General features: G+C 59.5%; 19 protein-coding genes. 10 read left to right on the forward strand and 9 right to left on the reverse strand.

What is annotated here, in order from left to right:
• Nucleotides 1-624: TIM barrel protein (locus tag ACPYOJ_RS29985; protein ID WP_481419503.1), on the reverse strand; the 624-nt coding region annotated here is incomplete at its 3' end.
• Nucleotides 625-996: 372 nt separating this feature from the next.
• Here ACPYOJ_RS29985 and iolE point away from each other — a divergent pair.
• A complete protein-coding gene (gene iolE / locus ACPYOJ_RS29990) occupies nucleotides 997-1,938 on the forward strand; it encodes a myo-inosose-2 dehydratase (protein ID WP_481419504.1) in 942 nt (313 codons plus the stop codon).
• Nucleotides 1,935-3,107 (forward strand): Gfo/Idh/MocA family protein, encoded by a 1,173-nt coding sequence (locus ACPYOJ_RS29995; protein WP_481419505.1) that lies wholly within the window; start codon nucleotides 1,935-1,937, stop codon nucleotides 3,105-3,107. The genes iolE and ACPYOJ_RS29995 overlap by 4 nt, the downstream gene beginning before the upstream one ends.
• 120 nt (nucleotides 3,108-3,227) lie before the next feature.
• On the opposite strand, the gene hmpA is transcribed toward ACPYOJ_RS29995, so the two are convergent.
• On the reverse strand, nucleotides 3,228-4,442 hold the full coding sequence (hmpA, locus tag ACPYOJ_RS30000; protein WP_481419506.1) for an NO-inducible flavohemoprotein: 1,215 nt from the start codon (nucleotides 4,440-4,442) through the stop codon (nucleotides 3,228-3,230).
• 158 nt (nucleotides 4,443-4,600) lie between these two features.
• Nucleotides 4,601-5,008: a group III truncated hemoglobin gene (locus ACPYOJ_RS30005; RefSeq protein ID WP_481419507.1), complete on the reverse strand. Its 408-nt coding sequence runs from the start codon at nucleotides 5,006-5,008 to the stop codon at nucleotides 4,601-4,603.
• A gap of 10 nt (nucleotides 5,009-5,018) precedes the next feature.
• Between ACPYOJ_RS30005 and ACPYOJ_RS30010 the strand changes: the two genes are divergently transcribed.
• On the forward strand, nucleotides 5,019-5,540 hold the full coding sequence (locus ACPYOJ_RS30010) for an RrF2 family transcriptional regulator (protein WP_481419508.1): 522 nt from the start codon (nucleotides 5,019-5,021) through the stop codon (nucleotides 5,538-5,540).
• Nucleotides 5,541-5,599: 59 nt separating this feature from the next.
• On the opposite strand, the gene ACPYOJ_RS30015 is transcribed toward ACPYOJ_RS30010, so the two are convergent.
• The 3 genes from ACPYOJ_RS30015 to ACPYOJ_RS30025 all read right to left on the reverse strand — a co-directional run bounded on the left by ACPYOJ_RS30015 (nucleotide 5,600) and on the right by ACPYOJ_RS30025 (nucleotide 6,569).
• Nucleotides 5,600-5,770, reverse strand: coding sequence for a hypothetical protein (locus ACPYOJ_RS30015; RefSeq protein ID WP_168833373.1), 171 nt, complete (start codon nucleotides 5,768-5,770; stop codon nucleotides 5,600-5,602).
• A gap of 189 nt (nucleotides 5,771-5,959) precedes the next feature.
• Nucleotides 5,960-6,310 carry an EF-hand domain-containing protein gene (locus tag ACPYOJ_RS30020; RefSeq protein ID WP_168833374.1) on the reverse strand — a complete coding sequence of 117 codons (351 nt, stop codon included), beginning with the start codon at nucleotides 6,308-6,310 and terminating at the stop codon, nucleotides 5,960-5,962.
• Nucleotides 6,311-6,326: 16 nt separating this feature from the next.
• The gene (locus tag ACPYOJ_RS30025) at nucleotides 6,327-6,569 is read right to left on the reverse strand and encodes a hypothetical protein (protein ID WP_481419509.1); all 243 of its coding nucleotides are present in this window, start codon (nucleotides 6,567-6,569) and stop codon (nucleotides 6,327-6,329) included.
• Between the two features lie 24 nt (nucleotides 6,570-6,593).
• On the opposite strand from ACPYOJ_RS30025, the gene ACPYOJ_RS30030 reads away from it, so the two are divergent.
• Both ACPYOJ_RS30030 and ACPYOJ_RS30035 read left to right on the forward strand, forming a co-directional pair.
• On the forward strand, nucleotides 6,594-6,851 hold the full coding sequence (locus ACPYOJ_RS30030; protein WP_481419510.1) for a hypothetical protein: 258 nt from the start codon (nucleotides 6,594-6,596) through the stop codon (nucleotides 6,849-6,851).
• Nucleotides 6,852-7,204: 353 nt separating this feature from the next.
• Nucleotides 7,205-7,666 (forward strand): ProQ/FINO family protein, encoded by a 462-nt coding sequence (locus tag ACPYOJ_RS30035; protein WP_481419511.1) that lies wholly within the window; start codon nucleotides 7,205-7,207, stop codon nucleotides 7,664-7,666.
• A gap of 217 nt (nucleotides 7,667-7,883) precedes the next feature.
• Here the strand turns inward: ACPYOJ_RS30035 and ACPYOJ_RS30040 are convergent, their stop codons facing one another.
• Complete coding sequence (locus ACPYOJ_RS30040; protein WP_481419512.1) at nucleotides 7,884-9,212, reverse strand: MFS transporter; 1,329 nt, start codon at nucleotides 9,210-9,212, stop codon at nucleotides 7,884-7,886.
• Between the two features lie 369 nt (nucleotides 9,213-9,581).
• On the opposite strand from ACPYOJ_RS30040, the gene cyoA reads away from it, so the two are divergent.
• From cyoA to ACPYOJ_RS30065, 5 genes are read left to right on the forward strand one after another with little or no spacing between them, the layout of a single operon-like run.
• On the forward strand, nucleotides 9,582-10,733 hold the full coding sequence (gene cyoA / locus ACPYOJ_RS30045) for a ubiquinol oxidase subunit II (protein ID WP_481419513.1): 1,152 nt from the start codon (nucleotides 9,582-9,584) through the stop codon (nucleotides 10,731-10,733).
• A 39-nt stretch (nucleotides 10,734-10,772) separates the two neighbouring features.
• Nucleotides 10,773-12,776 carry a cytochrome o ubiquinol oxidase subunit I gene (gene cyoB, locus ACPYOJ_RS30050; protein ID WP_481419514.1) on the forward strand — a complete coding sequence of 668 codons (2,004 nt, stop codon included), beginning with the start codon at nucleotides 10,773-10,775 and terminating at the stop codon, nucleotides 12,774-12,776.
• A 3-nt stretch (nucleotides 12,777-12,779) separates the two neighbouring features.
• Nucleotides 12,780-13,412, forward strand: a complete 633-nt coding sequence (gene cyoC, locus ACPYOJ_RS30055; RefSeq protein ID WP_481419515.1) for a cytochrome o ubiquinol oxidase subunit III — start codon at nucleotides 12,780-12,782, stop codon at nucleotides 13,410-13,412.
• A complete protein-coding gene (cyoD, locus tag ACPYOJ_RS30060; protein WP_481419516.1) occupies nucleotides 13,409-13,816 on the forward strand; it encodes a cytochrome o ubiquinol oxidase subunit IV in 408 nt (135 codons plus the stop codon). Before cyoC ends, cyoD begins: the two co-directional genes overlap by 4 nt.
• 48 nt (nucleotides 13,817-13,864) lie before the next feature.
• Nucleotides 13,865-14,626, forward strand: a complete 762-nt coding sequence (locus ACPYOJ_RS30065; RefSeq protein ID WP_481419517.1) for an SURF1 family protein — start codon at nucleotides 13,865-13,867, stop codon at nucleotides 14,624-14,626.
• On the opposite strand, the gene ACPYOJ_RS30070 is transcribed toward ACPYOJ_RS30065, so the two are convergent.
• Together ACPYOJ_RS30070 and ACPYOJ_RS30075 are read right to left on the reverse strand one after the other, a co-directional pair.
• Nucleotides 14,529-16,538 (reverse strand): hybrid sensor histidine kinase/response regulator, encoded by a 2,010-nt coding sequence (locus tag ACPYOJ_RS30070; RefSeq protein WP_481419518.1) that lies wholly within the window; start codon nucleotides 16,536-16,538, stop codon nucleotides 14,529-14,531. The two genes, ACPYOJ_RS30065 and ACPYOJ_RS30070, sit on opposite strands and share 98 nt — an antisense overlap.
• A gap of 79 nt (nucleotides 16,539-16,617) precedes the next feature.
• A partial coding sequence (locus ACPYOJ_RS30075) for an FAD/NAD(P)-binding protein (protein ID WP_481419519.1) occupies nucleotides 16,618-17,609 on the reverse strand: 992 nt, incomplete at its 5' end.

The raw sequence follows: 17,609 nt of genomic DNA on the forward strand, positions 1-17,609 counted from the left end.
ATCCAGGAGCACGCGATGGGCATCGAGCATGTCGTCAACCGCGACATGCGGATCGACCACGCCGGAGACATGCACCAATCCCGTCCACTCCGGGTAGAACTGCGTCTCGCTGGCAAGGTGATGATGGAAGGTGTCGTGCACGAGCTTGTAAACGCCCTTGCCGTTCGCCGCTTCGATTGCCGCAATGGCTTCCTTCTTGGTGCGAAGGGACGATATCGGAAATCCGAGCGGCTCCACGAGGCCCGTCAGTCGCCGTTCTTCGAGGATCGGTTTCATCGCCTTCAGAGCTGCTACCACGGCATCGAATGAAACCTCGTTGCCGTCGTTGAGCGGGCACATCACCAAGGCCTTCGCGCCGCTCGCTGCTGCGTAGTCCGCAAGCTTCAGCGCCTTCCCGGGCAGATCGACAGACCAGACGTTAAAGGGATACAGAGCATTGATCGAAACGATCGTGACCCCGGCATTTTCGGCCGCAACCCTGACCGCCGCAGGATCGGTCGTCCCGACGATATCCGGCAGGTCGTTGCGGATCTCGACCTCGGAAATACCAAGCTCCCTTGCCGTAGCAAAGAACGCCTCAAGAGACAGGTTCGGGGCCGTGATATGGTTGATGGCAAAGCGCATGATTAGCCTCATTAATAAAGTGCCGGACGGGCGAGCAGCTTGATCGTAGCAGCATCGCCATCCGTCTCCTGCGCCAGAACCCAGCGCGTCCCGTGGCCGTTATAGCAGATTGTGCCGCGCTGCTCATTGATTGCTCCCCCTCTGCTTGCGCATCAGTGCCCAGCAAGGTTCACTATCTTGACCTGGCTGGCTTCAGCTCGACCAACGATGCCGGACAGATGTCCTTCATGCATGAATGCGGCCGCTCAATCCCCAGGACCTCAGGCAGTGCCGGGGAAAGCATCCGAGGCGCTTGTCCCGATGCGGACGGGCCAGCCGTTGTGATTGCACCGGATTGGTATTCATGACCAGCTATCGGAGGGGGAGACAGACATGACAACCAAGAAGCTTGCAGGACTGCCTCGCGGCGTTCGGCTCGCCGTGAGCCCGCTATCCTGGGCAAATGACGTGCTCGAGGATCTCGGCGCGGATATATCGCTCGAGACTTGCCTGAACGACGCCGCCGAGACGGGCTACCGGGGCGTCGAGCTGGGTCGGAAATTCCCGCGTAACGTCGAAGCCTTGCGGCCACTGCTGGAACGCCGCGGCCTTGCTCTGGCATCGGGCTGGCACTCCGGAAAACTCGCCGAACGCGGCGTCAAAGCGGAAATGGCGGCAGTCGACGCTCACGCTCACCTCTTGAGCTCGATGGGCTGCAAGGTCATGGTTTATGGCGAAGTCGCGATGATGGCGTCTGGCTTACCGCTCGATGAGCCGATGTCGAAGCGCGTCATCATGCCGAGAGAGGATGTCCCCGCCTATGCCGCACGGCTGACTGAATTCGGCAAGCGGCTCTCCGGTGAATATGGGCTCGCCCTCGCCTACCACCATCATCTGATGATGGTCGCCGAAACATTCGAGGAAATATCCACCCTCTTCGACCGGGCGGGCGCCGAGGTTGGCCTGCTGCTTGACACTGGGCACGCGGTAGCGGGCGGCTTCGACTACATGCGACTGGCCGAGCGTTTCGGCGATCGGATCGTTCACATTCATCTGAAAGACGTGCGAGGTTCCGTCATCGACAACGTTCGCAGGAGCGACCTGAGCTTCAATGGCGGCGTGTGCGCCGGCATGTTCACTGTGCCGGGCGATGGCATCGTCGATTTCGGCCCGCTCGCGCGCTTCGTCTTGACCAGCGGCTATCGCGGCTGGCTCGTAGTCGAGGCCGAGCAGGATCCGGCCATCGCGCCGCCGCGCCCTGCCGTGACGCGGGCTCTTTCTCATATCCTCAGCACCTTCGTCGCGCAAACAGCTGACCGGGAGAAAAAGCCATGACCAGGAAAACACTCAACATCGGCCTTATCGGTTCCGGTTTCATGGGACAGGCACACGCCGACGCATATCGCCGTGCGGGACTGCTTTACCGCGACCTGGCCGCCGTTCCGCACCTTTACACGCTGGCCGACGCCACGGACGATCTTGCGGCGGCAGCCGCAGCCCGCTTCGGTTTTGAAAAGAGCACCGGCGACTGGCACAAGCTTGTCGACGATCCGAACGTCGACATCGTCGACATCACTTCGCCCAATGCCATGCACCATCAGATGGCGCTGGCGGCGATCGCCGCCGGCAAGCATGTCTATTGCGAAAAGCCGCTCTCGGTCACGCTCGCGGAAGCCGAAGAAATGGCCGCCGCCGCCAAGGCCAAAGGCGTCAAGACGATGGTTGCCTTCAACAACATCAAGACGCCCGCTGCCATGCTTGCCAAACAACTGATCGATCGAGGCGACATTGGCACGCCGATGCGCTTCCGGGGATGGTTCGACCAGGGCTTCTTCAACGATCCAGACCTGCCGTTCTCCTGGCGCTGCACCCGCAAGGAAGCCGGTTCCGGAGCACTCGGCGATCTCGGCAGCCATGTGATTTCCGTGGCCCAGTATCTGGTGGGCGACGTCGAAGGCGTCATCGCCCAGACGCAGACCTTCTTTCCGACGCGACCTATCCCGCAAGGCGGTTCCGGTTATGGCGCCAGGGCTGGAGCTGACGCACCACGCGCCGCGGTCGAAAACGAAGACCAGATCCAGGCCCTGGTGCGCTTCAAGAATGGCGCCGGCGGCACGATCGAGGCCTCGCGCGTCGCCGCCGGCAAGGTCTTCGGCGTCTATTGGGAAGTCTCCGGCACGCAAGGCACCATCATCATGGACGGCGAACGCTTCAATGAGTTGAAGATTTCCCGGTTCAACGACCCGAAGCCGGATCGCGGCTTCAAAACGATCTATGCGGGCAGCCAGGTGCCGCAATTCTCAGCCTTTTTCGGCTTCGATTTCGCCGGCGGCGGCCTCGGCTATTTCGACGTCAAGGTCATCGAGGTTCGCGATCTCATCGACGGCATCATCAACGATTCAGATTGCTTTCCGAACTTTCAGTTCGGCCTTGCGAACGAGCGCATCATCGATGCGATGGAGCGCTCGCTCGAGACAAACACCTGGCAACGCATCGCCGATTGATCAGCGGAGAAATCGCCTGCTCATCGTGGGAGGTATCTTGTCGTTTGTTGCGACTTTCCGGCAGGAACAGTCGCGAACGCATGGTGAAGCCGGGACGAGTAACTCGTCCCGGCGGTATCCTTAAGCGGCGAGAAGTTCATCCGCCGGACCAAAGAATTCATAGTGAATGCGGTCCTGCGGCACGCCTGCGCGGGCGAGACCTCCGACCAATGCACCCAGAAACGGCTTGGGGCCGCAGAGATAGAAGTCCGCGGATGCGAATGGCGTGTTATCCTGAAGCCAACCGACCGTAACAAGACCATCATGGTCATGCGAATAGCCGGCGGCATCGGCGCCCGAGGGGTCACTATAGAAGGTTCGAACGGCAACACGCCCATGTGTCTTTGCAAGCGATCTTACGTGGCGATCCATTGCCTGGGTTGAGCTATTGAGTGCCCCGTGTACGAAATGCGCTTCCAAGTCCGGATATTCGGAGGCGATGGCTTCGAGCATGCTGACCATGGGGGTGAGGCCCACACCGCCCGACAAGAGGATGACGGGCCGCGCCGGTTCTTCGGGAAGATAGAAATCGCCGGCTGGCGGCGTCGCTTCCAGCGTGCTGCCCACTTGTACGTGATCGTGCAGATAGATCGATCCGCCCTGTCCGGCGGCTTCCCGCTTCACCGAAATGCGATAATGCTCGTCATTGGGACCGCACGAGATTGAGTAATTTCGCTTGATCTGCGTGCCATCTGGCAGCTTGATGCGGAAGGTAAGGTATTGCCCGGGCCTGTGTCTGATGACCGAACCGCCATCGGTCGGGCGGAGAACGAAGGACGTGATGACCTCGCTTTCTTTCACCTTCTCGCTCACCGTGAATGAACGCCAGCCATCCCATCCTCCGGCCGCCGCTGTGATTTCAGATCGAATTTGTGATTCACGTTCCTTGAGAATCTCGGCCAGAAACCAATAGGCCTCTCCCCAGGCGCTGATGAACTCCGGCGTCGCCGCTTCGCCCAGAACGTCGGCAATCGCAGAAAGCAAGGCTTTGGCAACGAAGGGGTAGTGTTCAGGCAGAATGTTATAGCCAATATGCTTGTGGGCAATCCGTTCCACGATTGGTCCGAGCCCACCCAGGTTCTCGATGTTTTGGGCGTAGACCAGGATTGCCGTCGCGAGCGCTTTAACCTGCGATCCGCCCTCGCCCTGATTTGCGTGATTGAACAACTCGCGGATGTGATCGTCCTGGAGCAGGATCGCATACATGCGTTTTGTAATTTCGCCTCCATGGACTGCCAGCGCCGGAACGCTTTGTTTTACGAGCGCAATGGTGTGAGGAGAAAGAGGTTTCAGCATGCGATGTCCTTTCTTAGACTTGCTGGAAAGTTGCGGGTTTCCGATCGTAGAACTCGATCGCGAGTGTTACGGAACCGACGAGCTCTAGATGATGCGGGGTTTCGGGCGGGGTTGCTCCAGGATGGCTTTCATCAAGGACGATCCCAGGTGAAAGCGTCTTATCCCGGTGTCGAATGGGGCCGCTCTTGACGCGGATCAGCAGAACCCGGTCGAGAGCCATGGATTGCGGTGGCTAGGCGGCCGGCGATGCGTCTGGCCTTAGCCTGCATGGTGGCCGCAGACTGCGGAGGCAGAATCTCTTTCGTGGTGATCTCCCAAAGTCCGAGCCACCGGTCGAACATCTCGGGTCGGATGCGGTCGGCATGCAGCAGGTGCATCAAAATGGGGTTGCCCTTATAGCGGCCGCTCATCAGCATCACCGATGACCAGAATTCGCCAAGCCGCTCGAGGTGCTCATCCCAATCCTCGACCGCCGCAAAGACAGGCCCCAGCAGCTCGTCCTTACGAACCCGTTGGTAAAATCTGCCGAGTACCGCGGAGATCTGTTGTTCGGTTACCAATTCCATCAGCGCATCCATGCCCAAAAACATGCATCTGGAATGCATCTATAACGATCGGATAAAACATGCTAATGAAATACATCTTTTCCGGACCGGTCTTTTTGACGCAGGCATGATGATGAAACTGACACGCTATACCGACTATGCAATTCGCGCGCTTTTGTTTCTGGGCGCGCGCGAGGGCGAGCTATGCTCGATCCGCGAAATTGCCGAAACTTTTCGAATATCCCAGAACCACCTCATGAAGGTCGTTCAAGATCTTGTAAATGCTGGGTTTATCGAATCCGTGCGCGGCAGGAACGGCGGTATTCGGCTGCATCAGCCTGCCGAAGATATCAACTTGGGCGCTCTCCTGCGGCATACCGAAGGCCTGACCGGCCTGCTCGAATGTTCCGAGTGTCCTGTCGCGCCCGCCTGCGGCATGCCTCCCGTTCTTGCAGAAGCGACGAAGGCCTTTGTTGCGGTGTTCGATCGTTACAGCGTCGCCGATCTGGTTCGGCGCAAGACCGATCTGCGCGCATTGCTGGTTGCGGCGTAAGACCATGCGCTCGGTGGTGCGCCGATGGCCGCAAGCGATGTGACGTCGCCTTCGTCCGCTCAATCATTCGTGGCAATGAAAAAGCCCGGCGCGGGGAGGAGATGCGCCGGGCTTCGATAGGTGACCGACAGCTTGGGAGGAGGAGTGCTGTCCGTCAAGCCGAAGCGCTTCGGGAGGAGGTGAATCGCTTCGATCACCGGCGATGTAATGCTGCGGCGCAACAGGTTCAAGAGCGATCTTGCCGGTGCGACACTATGGCAGCCGGAGGCGCGTTTCCCGCGGAACCAGCGGCCCATCCACTTTGATCGTTCCCGGCGATGGACGCTTTTTGCGGATCACACATGCGGCTGAAACCGCGTCACGGCGACCGCGACGCGGTTTCAGTCGGCTCACTCAAATCGAAAATTGATACGCGCGTTCTATTGCAGGCTGCCGTCCCCGTTGCGATCGGCCGTCTTGAAGTCCGCCATCACCCTGTTCAGGAACTCGTTCTGGGTTACCTTGCCGTCTCGGTTGGCATCGGCGGCGGCAAATTGCTTGGCATTGAGAACCCTCGCCTCGTCGGGACTGAGACTGCCGTCCTTGTTCTTGTCGAGGTTCGAGAAAGCCGTGGTCATGAACGCCTGGTATTCGGATCGATCCACCGCGCCGTTGCCATCACGGTCGATCTGATTCATTTGGCCTTGGTTCATGGCCAGCGGTCGATCCTGCGCCCAGACCGCAACGGTCTGGGCGCATGCGAATGCCGTCAACAGGATTACTCTTTTCATCATTCGGCCCTTCGCATCAGCTGCAGGTTAAGGCGCTGCCAGCCGCAGTACCCAGCACAGCGCCGCCGCCAACGGCCCACAGCTGACCAGTTCCCGCGCCGATGGTCGCTCCGAGGAGACCGCCGACGACCGCGCCGCCAACGGATCCGGCCATGCAGCCGAACTCCCCGTACCGTCCCCCTTGGGATGTTGAACCAGATTGGCAGCCTGACAAGGCAAGGCCGCCCGCGAGAATGAGAGTAATCGTGCGAATGCTCATTTTCCCTCCTCCAGGTTCTAGGGTATGTCTTATCTGGGCCCTTTCATTCAGAGGTCAAGTCCGCTCGTGCAGTTCCGCGTCATTCCGGAACGGGTTTACCGAAGGGCGGTCTGGATATTCTACGGACTTACGTTTGGACAGATTGTCGTGAACGTCACGACACTCGCGCTGATCTTGCCGCTGATCGCAGCACTTGCGTATATGTCGCTTGTCGGCCTGATGTATCTTTCACAGCGCGCCACCAGGACGTCCGACGCGCTCGGTTTTTGGCTGAAGCGGTGAAAGGTAGGCACCGAGGGAACCGCGTCCATCGTTTGGCCATATAGAGGCCCATGGTACTCGTTTAATCGGGAGCCTGAAGATCGCAGCGCCCAAGCATTCATCGGCCAACTCGCAATCTACGCGGTCGATTCCTCCGAGCAAACCCCCGGGGCATGTTCAAACTGCCGGCATTCTCGGCGGCTATATACCGTGCCTGGTTCAAACTCCGCGATCTGCCGTTGCCAGGCCCACTCTTGATTCACATATGTCGGAGGCAGCCAAGAGAAGGGCATGCAGGCAATTAGGATCTACGATCCGTATCATACAGCATTCATCGTTCTTTCCTATGACACGAGAAAAATGGGAGCCTATCGATGACCAAACCCTGGACGGCCAGCATCAGCCCGATTACGGCAAACGAGGCCGCCATTCGAAAAGCAGAGGCGATTAACGCCCTGCTTGTTCGCCCGATCGACGTTCTCCCGGCAAAGGTCGGTGATGAAATCCGCCCATTTGCACTTGGGCTCTGGAATGAGATTCGACCCTTGCTCAAGCCCGATGCCGGCGTGACCGCACTGAGGAAGGCGACCGGCGCCTACCTTCATTCCAAGCGCTACTATTTTGCCTCGGCCCAACCCGGCTCCATGCGCCACGACATCCACGGCGCGCCGGTCGAGGAGCTGTCTGCCGCGGACCGTCAGGCCGCTCAAGCACGTTACCTCAGCCTCAAGCGAGCCGACGACAAGCCCGCAGCCCAACCGCAACCACCAGCAAGTAAGGCCGATCAGATCCGGGCCGGCCTCCTTGCCCGCCGCGTATCCATAGCGAAAGGATGATCGCCGCAAAATTGCTTCCTTCACATCCGGCTTCATCCCGAAACAAATCCTGCAGACTCGTCTCATCTATCTGACAGCACGCCGCAATTCCCATTCAGACGGGCTGATTGCAACGCTTCGGAGGCGGCCAATGCATTCTGATCCGAGCCCTACCGCGGGAGCTTCCAGACGCGCGCTCCGAAGCCACTCTCGTCATCCGGCCCTATGCGTTCATTTTCTATTCGCGCTGCTCCAGCGCCTTGCTGAAGGCAAGCGCGGCAAGCGTGCAGATGGCACCCGACAGCAGGTAATATCCCACAAAAGGCAAGCCGAAGCGGCTGGCTAGGCTGAGTGCCACAAGCGGAGCAAAACCGGCACCCACGAGCCAGGCGAGGTCCGACGTAAAGGCGGCGCCCGTGTAGCGATAGCCGCGGCCGAATCGCGAAGAGATCGAGCCCGTCGCCTGGCCAAACGACAGACCAAGAACGCCGAAGCCGATGATAACGAATGCGTCAAGGCCGGTATCGCCGGCGGCGATCATCATCGGACCAATGAACGAGAAGATCGCGATCAGCAGCGCGCAGACGGCGAGTTGGCCGCGGCGGCCGATACGATCGGCAATCAGCCCTGAAGCGATGATCGCGGCTAAGCCCACCAGGGCTCCGATGATCTGGACGACCATGAACGCGTCCAGCGACTGGGTACCGTGCAGACTCACCCAACCAAGGGGGAAGATCGTCACGAGATGGAACATCGCGAAGCTCGCGAGCGGTACGAAAGCGCCGAGCAGGATATCGCGACCGTGAATCCGAAAAACCTCGAGGATAGGCGCGGCCTCCAGCTCATTCTGTTCGAGAAGCGTGCCGAACTCCTTCGTCATGACCAGGCGCAAGCGTGCAAAGAGCGCCACGACGTTGATGGCGAAGGCGACGAAGAACGGATAGCGCCAGCCAAAGGAGAGGAAATCGTCATTTGAGAGATTGGTGATGAAGTAGCCGAACAGGATGCTCGCCAGCGCAAAGCCGATCGGCGCGCCGAGCTGTGGGATCATCGCGTACCAGCCACGGTGTCTGGGCGGCGCGTTCAGAGCCAGCAACGACGCAAGACCGTCCCAGGCGCCGCCAAGAGCAAAGCCCTGACCAAGACGAAAGAGTGCAAGGAGCGCCACAGACCAGTAGCCGATCTGGTTATAGCCCGGCAGGAAGGCGATAGAGGCAGTCGAGCCGCCGAGAAGGAAGAGCGCGATCGTCAGCTTTGTGCCGCGGCCGTAAAAGCGGTCAATCGTCATGAAGACGACGGAACCGACAGGACGGGCAAGAAAAGCCAGCGAGAAGATTGCAAAGGAATAGAGCGTCGCCGTCAAACGGTCGGGCGCGAAGGGGAAGACAAGCTGCGGGAAGACAAGGACCGATGCGAGACCGTAGACGAAGAAGTCGAAGAATTCGGACATGCGCCCGATGACCACGCCGATGGCAATACTGCCCGGCGAGACAGGTCTGTCGTCGTGATATTTTCGCGCGTCCCGTTCCAGCGCGGTCGATGACGGTCCGTAGTGCACTCCAGCCATTTAACGCCTCCTCGTCAATGTGCTTGCGGCAAACTGCCTCAGGATGATCTTGATGAAACCTGCAAGGTTATCAAGTCCGAATGACGTAAATAGTTCATCTCGTGTTTTCGAAATTGTATCCACGCAGGGAAATTGTATCTGCGTATGGAAATGCGCCGGGCGACGCGCGTGCCAGCAGGGCAGGACTCGTCGATTCGCGTTGCGCGCCCATGTCCCGGCCAATCGTACCAGAGGCATCTGCGTCGAATAGCGCAGCGAGCGTTTCGGGCTGTTCCGGCATCTTTGCTGCAGTGCGACGAAACACCCCATACCGCTAACGGCCAGCCTCCTTTAGTGGCTGCATGGTCGAAACGAGAAGAGCTTTCAAAAGTGCCAAGACTATTAAAGATTTCAAGCCGCTTATCCGTATTGCCGCTGATCCTCCTGCTTGCCGGCTGCAATATGGTTGTTATGGCCCCCTCCGGCGATATCGCTGTTCAGCAGCGTGATCTCATCATCGTCTCCACCGTCCTGATGCTGCTGATCATCGTACCGGTCATCTTCCTCACGCTGTTCTTTGCCTGGCGGTATCGCCAGTCGAACACCGAGGCGACATATGATCCCGACTGGCATCATTCGACCCGTCTCGAAGTTGTCATCTGGTCGGCGCCGCTCGCCATCATCATCGCCTTGGGCGCGGTGACCTGGATCAGCACCCACCAGCTCGATCCGTACCGGCCGCTCGGCCGGCTTGATTCGGAGCGAACCGTTCCGGCAGACGCCAAGCCGTTGAACGTGGAAGTCGTGGCGCTCGACTGGAAATGGCTGTTCTTCTATCCCGATCTCGGCATCGCGACGGTCAACGAGCTGGCAGCTCCGGTCGACACGCCTATCAATTTCAAGATCACCGCCTCTTCGGTTATGAACTCGTTCTACATACCGGCTCTGGCAGGTCAGATCTATGCGATGCCGGGCATGCAGACGCAGCTTCACGCCGTTATCAACCATCCGGGCGAATTCGAGGGATTATCGGCGAACTACAGCGGCCCCGGCTTTTCCGGCATGCACTTCAAGTTCCATGGTCTCAGCCAGGCCGATTTCGACCAGTGGGTTCAAAACGCGAAGACACAAGGCACGCCACTCAGCCGAGACGCCTACCTGAAGCTTGAAAAGCCCAGCCAGAACGAACCCGCTCGGTATTATGCATCGTTCGACAACGGTCTCTACAATGCCATCCTCAACCTGTGCGCCACTCCCGGCAAGATGTGCATGAACGAGATGATGCACATCGACATGATGGGCGGCGCTGGCAAGGAGAGCCACGAAAATCGCGAGCGCCTGATTCAGGACGCAGCTCCGATCGACGAGTTCGGCTCGCCCAATCAGGAACGCTACTTCGGGCCTGAAGCCTCAGTACAAGGTGACGATGCGCCTAAGGCGGAAACTGCCCACGACATGCCAATGTCTCATTCGGACATGTCATCCATGCCCGGCATGGACATGTCCGGCGGCGACCACGCGCATCCGAGCAACAGCAACTGACGCCTGGCGTCGAAGATATCAAACGAACAGGCTTACATCATGTTTTCCAATCCCGACCTTATGAAGTTCGTCTTTGGACGGCTGACGCTCGACGCGATCCCGTACCACGAGCCGATCCTCGTCATGACATTCATCGGCGTCGCAATCGGCGGCCTCGCCGTCCTCGGGCTCCTCACCTATTTCCGTCTTTGGGGTTCGCTCTGGAACGAATGGATCACCAGCATCGATCACAAGAAGATCGGCATCATGTACATCGTGCTGGCGGTGATCATGCTCCTGCGCGGCTTTTCGGATGCGATCCTGATGCGCCTGCAGCAGGCGGTCGCCTTCAATGGCAACCCCGGCTATCTGCCGCCGCACCACTATGATCAGATCTTCACCGCCCACGGCGTCATCATGATCTTCTTCGTGGCGATGCCGCTGGTGACGGGTCTCATGAACTTCGTCGTGCCGCTGCAGATCGGCGCCCGCGACGTCTCGTTCCCGTTCCTCAACAACTTCTCGTTCTGGATGACCACGGCCGGCGCAATCATCGTCATGATTTCGCTCTTCGTCGGTGAATTCGCCCGTACCGGCTGGCTCGCCTATCCGCCGCTTTCCGATGCGGCCTACAGTCCAGGAGTGGGCGTCGACTACTACATCTGGGGTCTGCAGATCGCCGGTATCGGGACGCTGCTGTCGGGCATCAACCTGATCGCCACCATCGTCAAGATGCGCGCGCCGGGCATGACGATGATGAGGATGCCGGTCTTCACCTGGACGGCACTGTGCACCAACGTCCTGATCGTGGCATCCTTCCCGGTCCTGACCGCCGTCCTCGCCCTGCTGTCTCTCGACCGCTACGCCGGCACGAACTTCTTCACCAACGACCTCGGCGGCAATCCGATGATGTACATCAACCTCATCTGGATCTGGGGCCATCCCGAAGTCTACATTCTCATCCTTCCCGCCTTCGGTGTGTTCTCCGAGGTCGTGGCGACCTTCTCCGGCAAGCGGCTGTTCGGCTACGCCTCGATGGTTTACGCCACCGTCGTCATCACCATCCTCTCCTACCTCGTCTGGCTGCACCACTTCTTCACCATGGGCTCGGGCGCCAGCGTCAACGCCTTCTTCGGCATCACGACCATGATCATCTCGATTCCCACGGGTGCGAAGATGTTCAACTGGCTGTTCACGATGTATCACGGCCGTATCCGCTACGAGCTGCCGATGTATTGGACGATCGGCTTCATGGTCACCTTCGTGATCGGGGGCATGACCGGGGTGATGCTTGCCGTGCCGCCGGCCGACTTCGTGCTGCACAACTCACTCTTCCTTATCGCCCACTTCCACAACGTCATCATCGGCGGCGTGCTGTTTGGCATGTTTGCCGGCATCAACTACTGGTTCCCGAAGGCCTTCGGCTTCAAGCTCGATGCGTTCTGGGGCAAGATGTCCTTCTGGTTCTGGCAGATCGGCTTCTGGTTTGCGTTCATGCCGCTCTACATCCTCGGCCTGATGGGCATTACCCGCCGCGTGAACCACTTCGACGATCCGTCCCTGCAGATCTGGTTCGTCATCGCCGCCTTCGGCGCAGTTCTGATTGCGATCGGAATTGCCTGCTTCCTCATCCAGCTTGTCGTCAGCTTCGTCAGGCGCGAGGAGTTGCGCGACGTGACCGGCGATCCGTGGAACGGCCGTACGCTGGAATGGTCGACCTCGTCTCCGCCGCCCGCATATAACTTTGCGTTCACGCCGATCATCTACGATCACGACAGCTGGTGGGATATGAAAAAGCGCGGCTACAAGCGCCCGACAGATGGCTTCATACCGATCCACATGCCGAAGAATACGGGTACCGGCTTTATCCTCGGCGTCATAGCCATTGCCTTCTCGTTCGGCATGATCTGGTACATGTGGTGGCTGGCCGCCGTTACCTTTGTCGCAATGATCGCCATCGCGATCGGCCACACCTTCAACTACAAGCGTGACTTCTACATCCCGAAGGAAGAAGTCACCACCACCGAAGCGGAGCGCACCAGGCTGCTCCCAGGACAGGTATAAACCATGACGACGACCTACGCTAAAACCGCCACCGAGGCCGACAAGGCGCCCGTCTTCTACATGACGGAGGAGCATCATCCCGAAGGGAGCACAATGCTCGGCTTCTGGATGTACATCATGAGCGACTGCCTGATCTTTGCAGTCCTCTTCGCCACCTACGCCGTGGTCGGCCGCAACTATGCGGCCGGACCTTCGCCTGCCGATCTCTTTGAGCTGCCGATCGTCGCCGTCAACACGACGATGCTGCTGCTGTCTTCGATCACCTATGGCTTTGCGATGCTGCAGATGCAGAAGCAGAATATGGGGGCGACGCTGAAATGGCTTGCGATCACCGGCATCTTCGGCGCCATCTTCGTCGGGCTTGAGCTCTACGAATTCACGAACCTCATTCTTGAGGGCGCCGGCCCGCAGCGCAGCGCCTTCCTCTCGGCCTTCTTCACGCTGGTCGGCACCCACGGCCTGCACGTAACGATCGGTATCGTCTGGATGATCACGCTGATGATCCAAGTCCGCCGGCGCGGCCTGATCGCCGAAAACAAGCGCCGCCTGATGTGCCTCAGCATGTTCTGGCACTTCCTTGACGTTGTCTGGATCGGCGTCTTTTCCTTTGTTTACCTGATCGGAGTTGTCGGATGAGCTCGAATGTAACCACGCACGGGAACGGTCACGACGCCCATCACGATCATGGACACGGACATGGCCATGAGGCCAGCCACGGCACCTTCAAGAGCTACATGACCGGCTTTGTTCTCTCCGTGATCCTCACGGCGATACCTTTCTGGCTGGTCATGGGCCACGTCTTCGACAGTAAGTCCACGACGGTAGCGCTGATCATGATCTTCGGCGCCATCCAAATCGTCGTGCACATGATTTATTTCCTGCATCTCGATACGAAGTCGGAAGGCGGGTGGAACATGATGGCGTTCATCTTCACCCTCCTCATCGTGGTGATTGCCCTCAGCGGCTCGCTCTGGGTCATGTATCACCTCAACGCCAACATGATGCCCATGTCTCCGGAAATGATGAAGAACATGCCATAACGGCATCGAACGGGCGGCGGCAACGCCGCCCGTTCCGGTTTTGGAACCATGACAGACACCTTCGCCAAACCCCAACACAGGCGTCGATCGCCGATCAAGCTCGCAATGTTCTGCGGCCTCATGCTGCTGTCGATCGCAGGCTTTGTCGCGCTTGGCATCTGGCAGGTGGAGCGGCTCTCCTGGAAACTCGACCTCATCGCCCGCGTCGATCAACGCGTGCATGCTGAGCCGGTTCCGGCGCCGACCGGAAGGCCGGCCAATGCTGCCGATGACGAATACCGCCACGTTACAGCAACCGGCACGCTGCAGAACGGCAAGGAAACGTTAGTCTACGCCTCAACCAAATTGGGGCCCGGCTACTGGGTCATGACCCCGCTGGTGCTTTCCGATGGCACGGCGATCCTGATCAATCGCGGCTTCGTGCCGACGGACAAGCGCGATCCCGCCACGCGGCCCGGGAGCCAGCTTTCCACTCCGGTTACGATCACCGGACTGCTGCGGATGACCGAACCGAAAGGCTCGTTGTTGCAATCGAACGATCCAGCGGCGGGCCGCTGGTATTCCCGCGACGTCGCGGCAATCACGGCAGACAAGAATGTCGCTAACGCCGCTCCCTATTTCATAGATGCGGATGCGACACCCAATCCCGGTGGGTTGCCAGTCGGCGGGCTGACGCGGGTCGTGTTTCCGAACAGTCACCTCAGCTATGCGATCACATGGTTTGCCCTTGCGCTGATGGTAGCGGGACTGCTGGCTTTTGTGATCCGTAGTGAGATCCGGGCGAACAGGCCGAAGCAATCGTCCGGCTGATCGCTTCCGCAAGTTGTGCCTGTGAAAACGGCTTGCCGAGCCGCGGCAGATCGGTGAGACCACCGCCAGGAGGGATGTCCGCATAACCGGTTGCGAGGACGATGGGCATTTCCGGCCATCTGCGGCGGATTGCCTCCGCAAGCTGCGCACCGGTCATAAGCGGCATGGCATGATCGGAGATCACAAGATCAACCGGCTCGGCGGAGAGGATGGCCAGCGCATCGGCGCCTGACGTCGCGTCGATGACCTGGTGGCCAAGGTCCTCGAGCATCAAGACCGTATTCATCAGGACAAGGCTGTCGTCATCGACGGCCAGGATGCGGAGAGAGCGCTCGGAGCCGGGCTGCACCGCCGGTTCCTCGATGTCTCTCGCGGATTCGGACTCTTGGGCAAAGACTGCCGGGAACCACAGTTCGACAACGGTGCCTTCTCCCACGTCACTTTTCAACACCAGCTCGCCGCCTGATTGCGCAACAAGCCCTTGGACCATCGACAGACCAAGACCGGTGCCCTTCCCGACGCCCTTTGTCGTGAAGAAGGGCGTCGTCGCCTGTTCGAGCGTCTTTTCATCCATCCCTTCGCCGTGGTCGATGACCGACAGGCAGAGGTAAGCACCGGGAGCCAGTGTCCCTTTCTTGCTCTCGATCGTCCGCTCGTCCGCCCTCACGATCACGCGTCCGCCGTCCGGCATCGCATCACGCGCATTCACCACGAGATTGAGAACGGCCGCTTCGAGCTGGTTCGGATCGCTGGCGATTCCAGGAAGGCTTTGTGGCACTTGGATGTCCAGGATCATCAGCGGCCCCAGCGCGCGGCGCAACATGTCCGCCATACCGTCCATGAGGCTCGTAACATCGATGCTTTCGAACGCGAGCTCCTGGCGCCGTGAAAAGGCAAGCATTCGCTGCGTCAAGGCGGCGCCGCGCTGAGCGCCCTGGATCGCATTGTCGACGAGCGGCAGGATCCCAGGCTCCTTCGGCAGACGCTTCTTCAGTATCTCGAGGCTGCCCAATACGGCCATCAGCAGATTGTTGAAGTCGTGGGCGATCCCCCCGGTAAGCTGGCCGATCGCTTCCATTTTCTGGGCTTGGAACAGCTCCTCACGAGCCTGCTCGAGCGCTCGCTGCGTTTCCCGCTTCTCGGTAATGTCACGAGTGATTTTGGCAAAGCCTATGACACGGCCGAAATCGTCCTTGATGGCGTCGAGGACGACGCTTGCCCAGAAACGGCTGCCATCCTTGCGCTGGCGCCAACCTTCCTTCTCGAAACGGCCATGCTTTCGGGCCGCGTCGAGAGCCTTTTGCGGGTCACCTGCTGCGCGATCTTCTTCGGTATAGAACGTTGAAAAGTGCTTGCCGATGATCTCTTCCGCCGAATAGCCCTTGATACGTTCGGCGCCGGAATTCCAGCTGCTGACGCTTCCATCCGGATCAAGCATATAGATCGCGTAGTCGGAGACGCCCTGGACCAGAATACGGAACTGCTGTTCGCTGCGCTTCAGCGCGCCCTCGGCCTCCCTGCGCTCCGTCAGGTCGCGTGTGATCTTGGCGAAGCCGACCAGCTTTCCGACGGGACTCCGGATCGGATCGATGATCACGTGGGCCCAGAAGCGACTGCCATCCTTGCGCTGACGCCAGCCCTCGCCCTCGAAGCGCCCTTCGCGTTCCGCAATCGCAAGTGCTCTTTGGGGTAGGCCCGCCACCCGGTCTTCGTCGAGATAGAAGCGCGAGAAATGCTGACCGATAATCTCCGCCTGCTGATAGCCCTTGAACCGCTGGGCTCCGGCATTCCAGCTCACGACGTATCCATCGGGGCTCAGCATGTAGATGGCATAGTCAGTGATGGCATCCACAAGCAACCGAAAGCGACCCTCATCCACGAGAGACACGTCATATCGATCAACAACTTCCATAATGCCCCCAAACGACACCACACCAGACGCTTTAAACTGCGTAAAGCGAGAAATGGTTCCCAGGGAAAGCGAAATAATTTCAAATAGCTCTGCTTTGAGGATAGAGCTGCTGGCCAATCCTGTTGGCGGCTGCATATGCCTGACTGACGATCTCAGGAACCAGATCGATATCCGGCAGGCTGCCAAGGCCGAGCGGACCGATTGCGAAGAGGCCATTCACCGTCGATCCGTCCTCGAGGCATGGCTCGCCGCGCTCATTGACGGCAAGGCCAAGCGAAAGCTCGTCCGGCGCCGCCAGGCCCGAGGTGATGAGGCTCTGTATCAACGGCATAGCCAGATCCGGTCGCCTGCAGCGGCAATCGAAAACGCGTTCCGCATAAATCACCTCCTCGACGTTCGATCCGGCCGGCGTGAAGAAGATGCCGCTGAGTCCCCTGCGCCCGGCAGTGCCGCAGCGAAGACCGGTATTGCCGGAAGCTAGCTCCTGCTTCAGGCGCAGGTACATCGCCTCGGGCAGGCGATTGCGATGGCTGTCGTAGATCGCACGCAGATGCCGGTTGAACTGTCGTTTCTGATGTGCAGGCAGCGAACGCCAAAGGGATCGCGCATGCTTGCGCAGGCCGTTCATCACCGATTGCCAGCTACGGCCCTGCTCTTCCGCTTGGCGGCAGGCGGTGCGTATAAAACGCACAATGTCCGGCAGGCTTTGCGGCAGCTCCTCTGCGGGAAAGACCGGGTCGGCGGAATTCGGCGTATGGCTCTGCGGCAGGAAACCGCGTTTCGAGACAATGGTGATCTGCCCGGTGTAGCCGCCGTCGCGCAGTTGCAGCAACTGATCGACGACGCGAATGCCGCTTCCGAGCAGAACCGTATGCGGCCGGGCGACGAGGCGTTGCGCCCGCACCGGCGAGTAATCCTCCGCTTCCGGCTCACGCTCGGACAAGCCATAGCCGGTTGCCAGGATAACGCTGTCAAAGAGCCGATTGGTGGGGGTGGCACTTTCGAGGAGGAAGCGGTTTGCCTGGCCTCTGCGGATAGAGGCAACCGGCTCGGGAGTGACCTGTACGGTGA

The sequence above is a fragment of the Rhizobium sp. SVR5-9E genome, from assembly GCF_056755095.1.

Coding starts and splice junctions, on each gene's coding strand:
- iolE (WP_481419504.1), top strand. CDS start 997: ATGACAACCAAGAAGCTTGCAGGACTGCCTCGCGGCGTTCGGCTCGCC.
- ACPYOJ_RS29995 (WP_481419505.1), top strand. CDS start 1,935: ATGACCAGGAAAACACTCAACATCGGCCTTATCGGTTCCGGTTTCATG.
- hmpA (WP_481419506.1), bottom strand. CDS start 4,442: ATGCTGAAACCTCTTTCTCCTCACACCATTGCGCTCGTAAAACAAAGC.
- ACPYOJ_RS30005 (WP_481419507.1), bottom strand. CDS start 5,008: ATGGAATTGGTAACCGAACAACAGATCTCCGCGGTACTCGGCAGATTT.
- ACPYOJ_RS30010 (WP_481419508.1), top strand. CDS start 5,019: ATGCCCAAAAACATGCATCTGGAATGCATCTATAACGATCGGATAAAA.
- ACPYOJ_RS30020 (WP_168833374.1), bottom strand. CDS start 6,310: ATGAAAAGAGTAATCCTGTTGACGGCATTCGCATGCGCCCAGACCGTT.
- ACPYOJ_RS30025 (WP_481419509.1), bottom strand. CDS start 6,569: ATGAGCATTCGCACGATTACTCTCATTCTCGCGGGCGGCCTTGCCTTG.
- ACPYOJ_RS30030 (WP_481419510.1), top strand. CDS start 6,594: ATGTCTTATCTGGGCCCTTTCATTCAGAGGTCAAGTCCGCTCGTGCAG.
- ACPYOJ_RS30035 (WP_481419511.1), top strand. CDS start 7,205: ATGACCAAACCCTGGACGGCCAGCATCAGCCCGATTACGGCAAACGAG.
- ACPYOJ_RS30040 (WP_481419512.1), bottom strand. CDS start 9,212: ATGGCTGGAGTGCACTACGGACCGTCATCGACCGCGCTGGAACGGGAC.
- cyoB (WP_481419514.1), top strand. CDS start 10,773: ATGTTTTCCAATCCCGACCTTATGAAGTTCGTCTTTGGACGGCTGACG.
- cyoC (WP_481419515.1), top strand. CDS start 12,780: ATGACGACGACCTACGCTAAAACCGCCACCGAGGCCGACAAGGCGCCC.
- cyoD (WP_481419516.1), top strand. CDS start 13,409: ATGAGCTCGAATGTAACCACGCACGGGAACGGTCACGACGCCCATCAC.
- ACPYOJ_RS30065 (WP_481419517.1), top strand. CDS start 13,865: ATGACAGACACCTTCGCCAAACCCCAACACAGGCGTCGATCGCCGATC.
- ACPYOJ_RS30070 (WP_481419518.1), bottom strand. CDS start 16,538: ATGGAAGTTGTTGATCGATATGACGTGTCTCTCGTGGATGAGGGTCGC.